Here is a 14564-nt window from a genome sequence, read left to right as displayed (position 1 = left end):
GCCGTCACATCTCGGAGTCGTCGACGCCCTCGTGAGCGCTGGCGGCATCGTCGTGGATGTCGACGACCCAGACGACTCCGAAGCGGTCGATGACCTGCCCGAACTCGTCTCCCCAGAGCTGCTTCTCGAGGGGAACGGCGACCTGCCCACCGTCGGCGAGCGCCTCGAACCAGGCGCGCAGTTGCTCGGGCTCGTTCCCGCTGAGGCTGATCGCCATGTTGCGACCGGGCTCGTAGGCCATCCCGGTGGGCGTGTCACCGCACATGAGCGTGAATCCCGTAGGCGTCTCGAGCTGTCCGTGCATGACCTTGTCGGCGTCCGGAGTGTCGGCGAGCCCGTACTGCGAGAAGTGCGTGATCGTCACCGTGCCGCCGAAGACGCGCTGATACAGCTGGAGGGCGTCTTCGGCGGAGTGCGGAAAGATGATGTACGGGTTGAGTCGCGTGGTCATGGCAGCCCTTCGCTCGCCGGGGTCTCGGTGGCGACGCTACCGGCGCCGCGGGGGCCGGTGGGGCGCGATTGCCCATCCGCGCCCCGACTCACCAGAGGCCGAGCACCTCTCCGCCGAGGCGCACGACGAACGCGCCGACGACGACGAGGAGCACCGCGCGCACGAACTTGGGTCCGAGTGCGACCGCGCTGCGGGCGCCGATGTACCCACCGAGGATGTTGGCGGCCCCCATGACGAGCCCCAGCTTCCACATCACGGCCCCCTGCGGGATGAACACGACGAGAGCGGCGAGGTTGGTGGCGACGTTGGCGATCTTGGCCAGGCCGCTGGCCTGCACGAACGCGTATCCGCAGATCGCCACGAGGCCGACGACGAGGAACGAGCCGGTACCGGGCCCGAGCGCCCCGTCGTAGAAGCCGATGACGGCACCGATGAACGCCGCCGCTCCGACGTGGCGGCGACCGGTGAACCGCATCCGCTGGACCTGGCCGATGCTCGGTTTGAACAGCGTCCACGCACCGACGACGACGAGCACCACGAGGATGATCGGCGTGAAGACCTCCTTGTGGAGGAACGTCGCGACGAACGCTCCACCGCACGAGCCGGCGAACGCGGCGACCGCGAGCGGTACCGCCGTGCGCGCGTCGGGTGTGATCCGCCGCGCGTATGTCACGGCGCTCGTGGTCGTGCCGCAGATCGACGCGAGCTTGTTCGTCGCGAGGAGTTGCACGGGCGCCGCACCCGGCATGAGCAGCAGCAACGCCGGCAGCTGGATGAGGCCCCCGCCGCCGACGACGGCGTCCACCCACCCTGCCGCGAGCGCTGCGACGGCGAGCGCGAGCAGCACTCCGGGTTCGACCGGAGGCGTCACCGCGGCGGGGAACGCGGTGGACAGCGATCCGGCGAGCAGGGTGCCGGAGGTCAGAAGTGGCAGCACGGGCCGATTCTGCCGGGTCGGCACTCATGCCCGGCCGACGGGCTCGAGCGACGAGGCACCCCGGTCACCGGAGCGACGACGGCACCTCGTCGATCCCCGACCGTCAGCCGCGACCGATCTCGGTGAGGATCTCGTCGACGAGGGCGTCGGCCTGCACCTCACGGCGCGTGCCGCTGCGGCGGTCCTTGATCTCGACGACCCCGTCGGCGAGTCCGCGGCCCACGACGACGATCGTGGGCACACCGATGATCTCGGCGTCCTTGAACTTCACGCCCGGGCTCACCTTGGCCCGGTCGTCGTAGATGACGTCGAGCCCGCGAGCCGAGAGCGCCTCGGCGAAGCCGGTGGCCGCCTCGAAGATCGCCGCCTCCTTGCCGGTGGCGACGACGTGGACGTCGGCGGGTGCGACGTGACGCGGCCACACGAGCCCGGCCTCGTCGTGGTTGCTCTCGGCGATGGCCGCGACGGCCCGACTCACACCGATGCCGTAGCTGCCCATGGTCACCGTGACGAGCTTGCCGTTCTCGTCGAGCACCTTGAGGCCGAGCGCCTCGGCGTACTTGCGGCCGAGTTGGAAGATGTGGCCCATCTCGATGCCTCGCTCGCTGCGCAGCGGCCCCGCGCCGTCGGGGCTGGGGTCGCCGTCGCGTACCTCGGCGGCCTGAATGGTGCCGTCGGCGGAGAAGTCACGTCCGTACACGAGGTCGACGACGTGGTACCCGGCGCGGTCGGCGCCCGTGGCCCAGGCGCTGCCCTCGGCGATGCGGGGGTCGAGGAGGTAGCGCACGCCGGTGCGGTTCTCGCCGACGCCGCGCAGGCCGAGGGCGGCCGGCCCGATGTAGCCGCGGACGAGTTCGGGGTGAGCGGCGAAGTCGGCCTCGGTGGCCTCGTCGACCTCGGCGGGAACGACCTGGGCCTCGAGACGCTTCATGTCGACCTGGCGGTCACCGGGAAGGCCGATGGCGAGCAGCTCACGGCTGCCGTCGGGGTGGCGCAGGGTGACGATGACGTTCTTGAGCGTGTCGGCCGCCGTCCACGCCCGGCCGTCGGCCCGCGGGTGCTTCTCGTTGAGCGCCGTGACGAGGGCGTCGATCGTCGGAGTGTCGGGGGTGTCGACCTCTCGCGCGGCGGGGATGCGCGCGACCTCCTCGGCAGGAAGCGCCGGTGCCTGCGGAACCTCGACGGCCTCGACGTTGGCGGCGTATCCGGACTCCTCGCAGCGCACGAAGGTGTCCTCACCGTCGGGGCTGACGGCGAGGAACTCCTCGCTGGCCGAGCCGCCCATCGCCCCCGAGGTGGCCTTGACGATGACGTAGTCGAACCCGAGCCGGTCGAAGATCTTGATGTACGCCCCGCGGTGCCGCTGGTAGGCGGCTTCGAGCCCGGCGTCGTCGACGTCGAAGCTGTAGGAGTCCTTCATGATGAACTCGCGCCCGCGCAGCAGCCCCGCCCGCGGACGTGCCTCGTCGCGGTACTTGGTCTGGATCTGGTAGAGCGCGAGCGGCAGATCCTTGTAGCTGGAGTACATGTCCTTGACCGCGAGGGTGAACATCTCCTCGTGGGTGGGGCCGAGCAGCATGTCGGTGCCCTTGCGGTCCTTGACGCGGAACAGGTTGTCGCCGTACTCGGTCCAGCGCCCGGTGGCCTCGTACGGCTCGCGCGGCAGCAGCGCGGGGAAGCTCAGCTCCTGCGCGCCGATGGCGTCCATCTCCTCGCGCACGACCGCCTCGACGTTGCGCAGGACCCGCAGCCCGAGCGGCAGCCACGAGTACACACCCGGCGCCGCCCGGCGGATGTACCCGGCACGCACGAGGAGCTTGTGGCCGGGCAGCTCGGCGTCGGCCGGGTCCTCTCGGAGCGTGCGCAGGAACAGGCTGGACATGCGGGTGACGGACACGGGGGCTCCTTGGATCTTGAGGACACCGGCAAGCGTAACGGGCCCCACCGACGAGCCCCCACCGCGTTTTGCGAGGCGCGACCGGCCGCGTCGTGACGGGCCGGACCTCTCGGCCGCGGTCAGAACAGGATGGTGGCGAACCGGCCGATCTCGTCGAACCCCACCCGCCGGTACGTGGCGAGCGCGGCGGCGTTGTAGTGGTTGACGTAGAGGGTGACGAGCGGCGCGACCCGACGCGCACGTTGGACGACCGCGGCCATCGCGGCGGCGGCGATGCCCTGCCCGCGGAAGGCGGGGTCGATCCACACGCCCTGGATCTGGCAGGCCCCCACCCCGACGGAGCCGATGTCGGCCTTGAACACGACCGTGTCGCCCTCGGTGATGACGAAGGCGTGCCCACGGCCGACGAGAGCGCGCACGGCCCCCCGGTAGGCGCGCAGACCGCGCTGGTCGCGGTAGGGCGGGTAGCCGATCTCCTCGGTGAACATCGCGGCCGCCGCGGGGGTGAGGACGTCGAGGTCGGCGGGGGTCGCCGGTCGGAGCCGGGGATCGGGTGCGACCCGCAACGTGCGGTCCACCGGAATCGCCATGAGCGGTTGCGGCACCCGCAGCTCGATCGGCTCACGCCAGCGAGACGAGAGGGTGTCCCACATCCAGGCGACCTCCATGGCCGGCCCGAAGATCGACGAGCACTGGGACTGCTGCCGCCGCAGGCGGTGGGCGAACGCCGACGCCGCCGCCTCGTCGCAACCGACCGGGACGAAGTTCGCCGACGCCCAGCAGACCGCCTCGACCGGGCCGTGCGGGGCGTAGCCGAGCAGAACTCCTCGGGCGCGGTCGAGATCGGTCTCGCCGATGCGGGCCGCCACGTACACCCCGGCGGCCGGTTCGCGGGCACACACCGCGAGCGCCTGCTCCCGGTCGGCGTTGCGCAACGCCCTCACCTCACGCTGCGCCCACACCATGAGCCCATTGTGCCTGGTGGCACCGGGTCCGACGGAGTCGTCGTCCGCGATGCCGCCCGACGGGCGCCTGAGAGCCCGCCACGGCGACCGCGGCGATGAAGGTCATTCCTTGACGGCTCCCTCGGTGAGCCCGCCGCGCCAGAACCGCTGGAGCACGAGGATGAGGATCGCGAGCGGGATGACGCTGAGCATCGCTCCGGTGATCGTCAGCTCGAAGAACTGCGGTGAACGTTCGGTGATTCCGCGCCAGCCGGCGAGGCCGAGGGTGACGGGGTAGAGCCGTTCGTCGGCGAGCATGACCAGCGGCAGGAAGTAGTTGTTCCAGATCGCGACGAACTGGAACAGGAAGATCGTCACGAGCGCAGGCGTGAGCTGGCGCAGCACGATGCGATGGAAGATGCGCCACTCCCCCGCACCGTCGATGCGTCCCGCCTCCAGCAGCGAGGTCGGGACCGCCGCTTCGGCGTACGTGCGGGCGAGGAACAGTCCGAACGGGCTGACGAGCGAGGGGATGAGCACCGCCCAGTACGTGTTCGTCAGGCCGATGCCGCTGAAGACGAAGAACAGCGGCAGCGCGGTCGCGGTTCCCGGCACGAGCACTCCGGAGAGCACGAACAGCAGGATGAGGTTGCGCCCGGCGAACTCGAACTTGGCGAGCGCGTAGCCGGCCGCTGCCGCGAGGTAGGTCGCCACGAGCGCGCCGACCCCCGCGTAGAGCAGCGAGTTCAGCGCCCACCGCAGGTAGATGCCGCCGGAGGCGGAGAACACGTGCCGGATGTTGTCGACGAGGTGGAAGGAGTCGGCGAACCAGAACCCGTTCGAGGAGAACAGGCTCTCGTGGTCCTTGGTCGAGCTGACGAACAGCCAGTAGACCGGGAGGAGGAAGTAGACGGCGACGACGACGAGGACGCCGGTGACGAGGATCGTGCGGGCCGCGCCGCTGCGCGAGACGGGCTGGGTGCTCATCGGGAGCCTCCCCTCGAGGTGACGGCGAGCGCCACGACGCTGAGCACGAACGCGGTGACGGCGATGACGACGGCCTGCGCCGAGGCCATGCCGATGTCGTTGTAGACGAACGCGTACGTGTAGGCGGACATGTTGGGGGTGTACTGGGGGTCGATCGAGGGCGCGACCCGCGAGAGCACGAGCGGCTCGGCGAACAGCTGCAGCGTGCCGATGATCGAGAACACGACGGTGAGCAGCACCGCGGGTCGGATGAGCGGGAGCTGGATCTGCGTCATGACCCGCCAGGCGTTCGCCCCGTCGATCTTCGCGGCCTCGTAGACGTCACCGGGGATCGCCTTGAGTTGGGCGATGATGATGAGCATGTTGTAGCCCGTGTACGTCCACGTGACGATGTTCGCGATCGACCACAGCACCATGCCGGGCGCGAGCGGGTCCACGTCGAGGCCGACCCACGAGGCCACGTCGATGATCGGGCTGAGGCCGGGCACGTACAGGAACGACCAGAGGATCGTCGCGATGACGCCCGGGATGCCGTACGGCAGGAAGTAGGCCGCGCGGAACAGCCACGGCCACCGCGCGGAGGCGCTCTCGAGGAGCATCGCGAGGAGGACGGCCGCGACGATCATCACGGTCACCTGCACGACGCCGAAGAGCAGCATCCGCCCGATGGAGGCGACGAAGTTCGCGTCGCGAAAGGTCTCGACGTAGTTGTCGAGCCCGGCGAACGTGGCCTGTGCACCGAGCTCGCCGAGCAGGCCTCGGCGTTCGACGCGCTGGAAGCTGTAGCCGATGGTGATGACGATCGGCACGACCATCGTCAGGACGAAGAGCGCGAGGAACGGCGTGAGGAACATCCACGGCGTCAACTTCTTCTTCACGGTGCGACCTCCACGTCGAGTCCGATGTTGCGCATGATCGCGACGAGCCGGTCCTCGACCTCGGGCATCGACTCGCGCAGGGGTTTGCCCTCGAGGGCACGTCTTCGCAGCGCGTCGGCGAGCACGGCCTCGGAGCGCTGGGTGATCGGGGAGAACACCCAGTCGAAGTTCTGTTCCTTGGCCGCGGGCGCGACGACCTGCTGGTTGTACCGCTGGCCGCTGTAGAACTCCGAGGGCTGCATGCGGGATCGGCCGATGTAGTCGCGAGCCGGTGACCAGCCGATGCCGGTGTGCTCGATGAGCCCGTCGATGCCCTCGTGGGAGGTGTGCAGCCACGTGAGGAACTCGAGTGCCTCGTGGGGGTGCGCGCAGTTGGACGTGACGGCGCCCGCGCTGCCGCCGTGCTGGCCGGAGCCCACCCCGATGTCGGTCCAGCGGGGCATCGGCGCGACGGCCCACTTGCCCGATCCGCCCGGAACCCCCTCGATGAGCGCGTCACCCCACGAGCCGCCGATGAAGCCGAGCATGTCCCCGCTCGCGGCGGCGGTCATCCAGGGGGTCGAGAACGGGTTGACGCTCGTGTCGACGAGACCCTTGTCGAACAGCGAGTCCCAGAACTCGGCGACGCGCATCGTGCCCTCGTCGTGCAACGAGACGACCCAGGACTCCCCCTCGGGCCTGAACCAGCGCGCGCCGGACTGCTGCATCCACATGACCATCGGGCCGGTGTCGGCCGGCGAGATCGACATGAGCGAGCGCTTGGCGGTCGAGACCTCGCCCATGAGGTCGGCGAACTCCGGCCACGTGCGCGGGGGTTTCAGGCCGAGCTCGTCCTCGAGCACGGCCCGGTTGTAGAACATCACCGACGGCCCCGTGTCCTGCGGAACGGCGTAGACGTTGTCGCCCACGACGGCCTGCGTCCAGGCGGAGGGGTCGAACCGGTCGGCCACCTCGTGAGCGCCGTAGCGGCCGAGCTCGGTGAGGGCTCCGGCGAACGCGAACTCCGGCACGATCTTGAGCTCGACCTGCGCGATGTCGGGCCCGCCACCGGCAGCGATGGCCGAGAGGATCTTGGCGTACCCGCCCTGGTTGCCCGAGGCGATACTCGAAGCGACGACCCGGATGCGGTCCTGGGAGGCGTTGTAGACGTCGAGGACCTTCTGCAGATCCTTGATCCACGCCCAGTAGGTGAGCGTGACCCGGCCGGTCGCGGGAGGAATGGTCGGGCCGGGGGCGGCACCCGAGGCGGCCGGCATCGCGCAGCCGGCGAGCCCGAGACCCGCGATCCCGGCCAGGCCGCCGAGCAACGCCCGCCGGGAGAGGCCGAGGCGGGGTGGGGAAGCGCCTTCGGGTGGACCGCCGGAGAGTCGCTGGGTGTCTGACATGACGTCCTCCTCGTTGAGAACAGTGGGCAGGGTCGATGAGTGAGGCGGTGCTAACGGCGCACCGAGCTGTCGCGGACGACGAGGTGGGTGGGAAAGACCTGGTCGGTCGGGTTCTCGCCGCCAAGGGCGGCGGTGAGCATCTGGACCGCGGTCGTGCCGATGCGCCGAATGGGCTGGTGGACCGTGGTCAGGGCCGGTGTCGCGGCCGCGCCGATCTCGTGATCGTCGAACCCTACGACGAGGACGTCGCCGGGAACGTCGATGTGGGCCAGGCGCATTCGTTCGAGCGCACCGAGAGCCATGCGGTCGGAGGCGCAGAACACGCCGTCGAGGTCGGGACACCGGTCGAGCAGACGCCCCATCGCCCGAAACCCCGACTCCCGGCCGTAGTCACCGTGCTCGACGAGGTCGGGATCGAAGGCGCCGCCGAGTGCGTCGCGCACGCCGAGGAGGCGGTCGCGGCTGCCCGCGGCCCGCTCGGGACCGGCGATCACGGCCACGCGGGTCGCCCCCTGCTCCCGCAGGTGGCACCCGGCCTCGTAACCGCCGAGGCGATCCGTCGTGCCCACGGTCCACGTGCGAGACGAGGCCCGGCCGTTCCCGGCGTCACCGCAGACGACGACCGGAACGCCGCTCGCGGCGCAGACCGGCATCATCGGGTCGTCGATCAGGGGGCTGATGTGGATGACGCCGTCGACGTGGCGCGGATCGATGAACCTCGCCGCACGACGTTGCTCGTCGTCCGTGCCGGCAAGCAGCAGGACGAGCCCGAGGTCGGTGGCCGCGAGGCCGTCGGAGATGCCCTGCAACAGCAGGCTGAACGTCGGATCCTCGAAAAGTTCGGGGTGCGGCCGGGTGAGCAACACCCCGATCGTGTCGTTGCGGCCCGAGGCGAGCGAGCGGGCGTGCGGGTTGGCGCGGTACCCGGTCTCGCCGATGGCCCGCTGCACAGCCGCACGGGCGGCCTCGCTCACCCGCGGGCTGTCGTTGAGCACGCGCGAGACGGTGCCCCGAGACACGCCTGCGACCCGGGCGACGTCCTCGATCGTCGCCCGTCGCTCAGTCATGGGCGATCCTCACGCACAGCTGCTGCGAGCTCGGCCAGAGCTGGTACTCCGGCAGCACGTCGGGCCCGCAGCTGCGCGACCCGATGCCGTGTTGGGCGGCGTCGAGGTACACGTGGGTCGCGGTCGACGGTCCCAGCGCGTGCTGGTGCGTGGCGGCGGTGATCGCGTGGACGTCGTGCCGCAGCACCGTGAGACCGGGCAGGCGGCCACGGGAGCCGGGAGCCTCGAGCGCATCGATGCGCAGGGGCGGCAGGCCGGGGCCGGTGATCCGGGCCCGACGCAGGCCGGGGCGGTGGCCGCTCTCCTCCGGAACGGCGTAGCGAATGGCGAAATCGTCGATGTCACAGGCGAACCGCCCGACGACGTTGCCGTTCCCGGTGTCGGCGTACCCCTCGTCGGGCCCGACGCCGAACCACTCGACCCGCATGTAACCGGGTGGCAACGCGAGGTGGTAGCCGACGCGAGGCCACGTCGACTCCCCCAGCGGACCGATCGGGGTGACGTCGAGCGTGAGGACGACCCCGTTCCCGTCGGCGGTCCACGCCACGCGGCTCTCGGCGCCGGTGACGGCCTGGGCCCCCATGAGGCGCTGAACGGCGACGACGGCGTCGTTCTCGACCCGGACCGAGCGCGTCGTCGTGACGAGCCGATCGAGGCCCGCGAGCCGCCACCGCTGCGCCGACGACGGACCGGGGGCGCCCTCGCTCAGTGCCGGGTCGGCGAGCTCGTAGGAGGGGAAGTCGCCGAGGAGGTCGTTCTCGGTGGGGGCGCGCCACAGCTCGACTCCGGCGTCGTGCACCTCGAGGTCGCCGAGGCGTCGAAGGCGGCCGGAGTGCGGCTCGAGGACCGCCGGGCCGACGAGGACCTCTCGCTCGTGGACGACCGGGGCGGCGCTCGGTGCGGGCCGGGCCGGGCCGGGCTCGGCGTCGAGACGCACCTGGCTGCGGGACAGGACGTGCCCGGCGCTCGCCCATGGCATGTCCTCGGCGAGCTCGGCGACGACCGTGAGGTGGGTGTCACGACCCGGGCACTCCAGTGCCGCCGCGGGCAGCTCGACCACGCCACGCTCTCCGGCGGCCACGCGAGGGGAGGCGAGGACCCCGGCATCGACGCGTTCGCCGTCGGTCTCGAGCGTCCACCGGAAGCAGAGGTGCTCGAGGGTGCGGGCGTGGTAGCGGTTGTGGAGGCGCAGCTCACCGGTCCCCTCCTCCTCGAGGTGGATCGTCATGACGACCGGCGTGAACACCGCCGCGACGTCGCGCAAGGCCGGTGACGGAGTGCCGTCGGCGAGAACGAGACCGTCGCGGACGAAGCTGCCGTCGTGCACGACCTCACCGAAGTCGCCGCCGTAACCGTGGAACTCGACGCCGCCCTCGGTGCGGGTCAGCAGACCGTGATCGCGCCACTCCCACACGAACCCGCCGTGCCACTGCTCGAGCGTCTCGAACAGCTCCTCGTACTCGGCGAGCGCGCCCGGCCCGTTGCCCATCGCGTGCGCGTACTCGCAGAGCACCATGGGCCGCTGCGCCAGTGCTCGTGACTGCCCCGGCGTCGGGCCCAGACCGTCGCCGAGACCGGCGCTGAGCTCGCGCATCTGCCGCAGCGAGCTGTACATGCGGCTGACGACGTCGGTGTACGCACCCTCGTGATCGCTCTCGTAGTGCACCGGCCGGCCGGGGTCGCGCCGGTGGATCCACTCCGCCATCGCGGCGAGGTTGGCTCCGGTCCCGGACTCGTTGCCGAGCGACCACGCGACGATGCACGGATGGTTCTTGTCGCGCTCGACCATGCGCTCGACGCGATCGAGGTAGTTCGCGCGCCAGGCCGGGTCGTCCGAGGGATTGCCGCGCCAGCCGGCGAGCTGGAAGCCGTGGGTCTCGATGTCGCACTCGTCGATGACCCAGAACCCCAGCTCGTCGCACCATTCGAGCAGCTGCGGGTGCGGCGGGTAGTGCGCGGTGCGGATGGCGTTGACGTTGTGCCGCTTCATCAGCAGCAGCCCCGCGTACGCGTCGTCGGGGTCGAAGACCCGGCCCTTCTCGGGGTGGAACTCGTGCCGGTTGACCCCTCGCAGGCGCAGGGGCACGCCGTTGACGAGCCACTGGTGTGCGCGAATCTCGATGCGCCGAAAGCCGACCCGCGTCGCGACCTGGTCGAGGGCGTTGCTCAGGGTCGCGTCGTAGAGCCGAGGCCGGTCCGCCGACCACGGGACGACGCGACCGACGACCACCGGCTCCACCTCGCCTCGGGCCTGCCACGTGCGCTCGATCCCGAGCTCCGGCACTCGCAGCGTGACGGGGAAGGCCTCCTCGCTCGCCCGCACCTCGACATCGAGGATGCCCTCGCCGGTGGCCGGGTCGAAGTCGGCGCGCAGCCAGTGGTCATCGATCCCGTGCCTCGGGCGGCGCACCAGCGTGACCTCGCGAAAGATGCCGGGCAGCCACCACTGGTCCTGGTCCTCGACGTAGGTCTGTGCCGACCACTGGTGCACCCGCACGTGCAGCAGGTTGCGGCCGGGGCGCACGTGCGCGGTGACGTCGAGTTCGGTCGGCAGGCGCGACCCGGCGACGTCGCCGACATGCGTGCCGTTGACGTGGACGCGGGCCACCGACTCGACCCCGTCGAAGCGGATGAGGACACGCTCGTCCTCACCGGCGTCGAGATCGAACCACCGCCGGTAGTCACCCGTCGGGTTGTCGTCGGGGACGCGCGGCGGGTCGAGCGGGATGGGAAAGACGACGTTCGTGTAGATCGGCGGGCTGTGATCGGCCCCGGGGTACTCGCCCAGCAGACTCCAGTGCGACGGCACGCGGATGCGGGCCCAGTCCGCGTCGTCGACATCGGGCCGGTGCGCGTCCTGGGGAGCGTCCACGGGCCGGGGGCTGAACCGGAACGCCCAGGCACCGTCGAGCCGCGTCGCGCGGGGGTCGTCTCGCCGCCACGATCGGGCGGGTTCGCGACCGGTCACGTCGATCGCCTCGATCAGATCTGTGTGAACGCTCCCACACGCCATCGTGTGTTCGCCCCTTTCGCGGTTCGAAAAGAGAGCTCCCTCAGTTCGACTCACTGTGGGATCGCTCCCACCCTACTGCGAGCCCCGCCGCTTGGCCAGAGTGACGACGGCCCCGATGCGGTCGGCATCGGAGAGATGGGCAGACGCAGAAGCCGCCGTCTCGTGGCCGGATCCCCTCCAGCGAGGGTGATCCGGGGACGGGACGGCGGCTCGGTCTGCGAGCGGATGTGCGGGCGCGTCGGCGAGCGGAGACTCTCTCAGCCCACGCTGACCGTGGGAGCGCCACCCTCGGCGTCGACCGGCTCGCCCATCTCCTCGGCGATGCGCATGGCCTCCTCGATGAGGGTCTCGACGATCGCGTCCTCCGGGACGGTCTTGATGACCTCGCCCTTGACGAAGATCTGCCCCTTGCCGTTGCCGGAGGCGACGCCGAGGTCGGCCTCGCGGGCCTCACCGGGGCCGTTGACGACGCAGCCCATGACCGCGACCCGCAGCGGCACGGTCATGCCTTCGAGACCGGCGGTGACCCGGTCGGCGAGGGTGTAGACGTCGACCTGCGCGCGCCCGCAGCTCGGGCACGAGACGATCTCGAGCTTGCGAGGCTTGAGGCCGAGGCTCTGCAGGATCTGGTTGCCGACCTTGACCTCCTCGACGGGCGGGGCCGACAGCGAGACGCGGATCGTGTCGCCGATGCCGCGCGAGAGCAGCGCGCCGAACGCGACGGAGGACTTGATCGTGCCCTGGAACGCGGGCCCCGCCTCGGTGACGCCGAGGTGCAGCGGCCAGTCACCGCGCTCGCTGAGCATCTCGTAGGCCCGCACCATGACGACCGGGTCGTTGTGCTTGACCGAGATCTTGAAGTCGTGGAAGTCGTGCTCCTCGAACAGGCTCGCCTCCCACACCGCGGACTCGACGAGCGCCTCGGGGGTCGGGCCGCCGTACTTCTGGTACAGCCGCTTGTCGAGCGAGCCGGCGTTGACGCCGATGCGCAGGCTGACCCCGGCGTCCTTGGCGGCCCGCGCGATCTCCTTGACCTGGTCGTCGAACTTGCGGATGTTGCCCGGGTTCACCCGCACCGCGGCGCAGCCGGCCTCGATCGCGGCGAAGACGTACTTGGGCTGGAAGTGGATGTCGGCGATGACCGGGATCTGGCTCTTGGCCGCGATGGCCGGGAGCGCGTCGGCGTCGTCCTGGCTCGGGCACGCGACGCGCACGATGTCGCAGCCGGCGGCGGTGAGCTCGGCGATCTGCTGGAGGGTGGCGTTGATGTCGGTCGTCGGCGTCGTGGTCATCGACTGCACCGAGACCGGCGCGTCACCCCCGACGTAGACCGACCCGACCTTGATCTTGCGAGTGGGGCGACGCGGGGCGATGACGGCCCCGCCGTCAGGGCCGGAGACCCGAGGCATACCGAGGTTCACGCTCATACGTCCAAGTATGGAGCACGCCCTCCCGCGCCGCCTGAACGGACCCTGCGCTCCACCTGAGCCCGCGATGTCGGCATCATCCGCCGAGACAGCCGTCGTTTCCGACTCGATCCGACCACGATGCGATCGCCGCGTGGTCGGATCGACGACGCGCGATGGCTGCGCGAGGGAGCCGTCAGAGTCGGACCGGCTTGACGAGGTCGGCGTAGATGAGCAGGACCGACATGCCGATGAGCACGATCGACATGGCGTAGGTGAGCGGCAGCGCCTTGGCGACGTCGACGTAACCCGGGTCGGGGCGGTGCGCGAGTCTCGCGACGCCGCGCTTGATCGCCTCCCACAAGGCGCCCGCGACGTGGCCGCCGTCGAGCGGCAGCAGTGGGATGAGGTTGAAGACGAACAGGGCGATGTTGAGACCCGCGATGAGAGTCCACAGGGACGCGACCTTCTCGCCCAGCGACAAGGTGATCGGCGAGCCGGTGCGGTCGACCATCTGGTCGGAGCTCATCTCACCGGCGACCCGTCCGACCCCGACGACGCTCATCGGCCCCTCGGCATCACGCTCCTCGGTGCCGAACGCGGCCTGCCACACGTCGACGAGCCGCTGCGGCAGGGTGAGGACGACGCGGCCGGTGCGTTCGGTGACGTACCAGACGAACGCGGGCACGTCGGCGAGCGAGTCGTACTCGCGCATCGGTGATCCGGTGCTCGTGCCGATGAACCCCGCGGTGACCGTCTTCGCCGCACCCGAGGCGTCGGTGACCGGACGCCCCTTCGCGTCGACCTGCGGCATCTCGTTGGCGATCGGGGTGAGCGTGAGGTCGACCCGTTGCCCGTCGCGCTCGACGACGACCGGCAGCGCCTGGTCGGCGCGGGTGCGCACGATGCGGCCGACGTCGGCGGGGCTCGTGACCTTCTCCCCCGCGATCGTGACGAACTCGTCCCCCGGCCTCAGCCCGGCCACGGCCGCGGGACTCGGGGTGTCGGCGGCGGTGCACGGCTTCTGCCCGGCGGTGGGCTCGGCCGAGACCGGCCGTACGCACTGCGAGACGGATCCGACCACGGCGCCGTCGACGGGGGCAGCCGCGCCGTTCATCGGGACGAGGAACGCGAAGATCAGTGTGGCGAGCAGCAGGTTCATCACCGGTCCGCCGAGCATGACGACGATCTTCTTGGGGGTACTGAGCCGGTAGAACGCGCGGTGCTCGTCGCCCGGCTCGATCTCGGCGAGCGACTCGGCGCGGGCGTCCTCGATCATCGTCGCGAAGCGCCCCGAACGGGCCTTGGGCTCCAGCTCGCCCCGGATCCGGGGCGGGAACATGCCGAGCATGCGCACGTACCCACCCAGCGGAACGGCCTTGAACCCGTACTCGGTCTCACCGCGGCGGGTCGACCACAGGGTGGGGCCGAACCCGATCATGTACTGGCTGCACTTGACCCCGAACCGCTTGGCGGGCACGAGGTGGCCGATCTCGTGCAACGCGATCGAGACGCTGATGCCGACCACCATCGCCAGCACCCCCAGCAGGTACCACACCGCCGTCACCGGTCACGTCCCTTCGTCGTTCCGCGCTCCGT

Annotated in this window: 11 protein-coding genes; all 11 read right to left on the bottom strand. The window is 70.6% G+C overall.

From position 1 onward, the window contains the following. Positions 1-4: 4 nt before the first annotated feature. Entirely contained in the window at positions 5-451 is a 447-nt protein-coding gene (locus BN1197_RS09085; RefSeq protein WP_052466315.1) for a VOC family protein, read from the bottom strand. A gap of 88 nt (positions 452-539) precedes the next feature. Further along, positions 540-1322 (bottom strand): sulfite exporter TauE/SafE family protein, encoded by a 783-nt coding sequence (locus tag BN1197_RS09080; protein ID WP_040158935.1) that lies wholly within the window; start codon positions 1320-1322, stop codon positions 540-542. A 169-nt stretch (positions 1323-1491) separates the two neighbouring features. Continuing rightward, entirely contained in the window at positions 1492-3270 is a 1779-nt protein-coding gene (locus tag BN1197_RS09075) for a proline--tRNA ligase (protein ID WP_040158932.1), read from the bottom strand. Positions 3271-3404: 134 nt separating this feature from the next. Continuing rightward, positions 3405-4250 carry a GNAT family N-acetyltransferase gene (locus BN1197_RS09070; RefSeq protein WP_052466313.1) on the bottom strand — a complete coding sequence of 282 codons (846 nt, stop codon included), beginning with the start codon at positions 4248-4250 and terminating at the stop codon, positions 3405-3407. Between the two features lie 102 nt (positions 4251-4352). Beyond that, positions 4353-5216, bottom strand: coding sequence for a carbohydrate ABC transporter permease (locus tag BN1197_RS09065; RefSeq protein WP_082043752.1), 864 nt, complete (start codon positions 5214-5216; stop codon positions 4353-4355). Further along, a complete protein-coding gene (locus BN1197_RS09060; RefSeq protein ID WP_040158575.1) occupies positions 5213-6094 on the bottom strand; it encodes a carbohydrate ABC transporter permease in 882 nt (293 codons plus the stop codon). Before BN1197_RS09060 ends, BN1197_RS09065 begins: the two co-directional genes overlap by 4 nt. Continuing rightward, on the bottom strand, positions 6091-7479 hold the full coding sequence (locus tag BN1197_RS09055; RefSeq protein WP_052466311.1) for an ABC transporter substrate-binding protein: 1389 nt from the start codon (positions 7477-7479) through the stop codon (positions 6091-6093). Before BN1197_RS09055 ends, BN1197_RS09060 begins: the two co-directional genes overlap by 4 nt. A gap of 50 nt (positions 7480-7529) precedes the next feature. Further along, positions 7530-8546, bottom strand: coding sequence for a LacI family DNA-binding transcriptional regulator (locus BN1197_RS09050; protein ID WP_040158572.1), 1017 nt, complete (start codon positions 8544-8546; stop codon positions 7530-7532). Then, complete coding sequence (locus BN1197_RS09045) at positions 8539-11559, bottom strand: glycoside hydrolase family 2 TIM barrel-domain containing protein (RefSeq protein ID WP_052466308.1); 3021 nt, start codon at positions 11557-11559, stop codon at positions 8539-8541. The genes BN1197_RS09050 and BN1197_RS09045 overlap by 8 nt, the downstream gene beginning before the upstream one ends. A gap of 257 nt (positions 11560-11816) precedes the next feature. Beyond that, positions 11817-12986 carry a flavodoxin-dependent (E)-4-hydroxy-3-methylbut-2-enyl-diphosphate synthase gene (gene ispG / locus BN1197_RS09040; RefSeq protein WP_040158570.1) on the bottom strand — a complete coding sequence of 390 codons (1170 nt, stop codon included), beginning with the start codon at positions 12984-12986 and terminating at the stop codon, positions 11817-11819. Positions 12987-13161: 175 nt separating this feature from the next. Next, positions 13162-14532 carry a M50 family metallopeptidase gene (locus BN1197_RS09035; RefSeq protein WP_040158568.1) on the bottom strand — a complete coding sequence of 457 codons (1371 nt, stop codon included), beginning with the start codon at positions 14530-14532 and terminating at the stop codon, positions 13162-13164. Positions 14533-14564 lie beyond the last annotated feature (32 nt).

The sequence above is a fragment of the Mobilicoccus massiliensis genome, from assembly GCF_000826525.2.
In the GTDB taxonomy this organism is placed as follows: Bacteria; Actinomycetota; Actinomycetes; order Actinomycetales; family Dermatophilaceae; genus Mobilicoccus; species Mobilicoccus massiliensis.
This window is presented reverse-complemented; position numbering and strand designations above follow the sequence as displayed.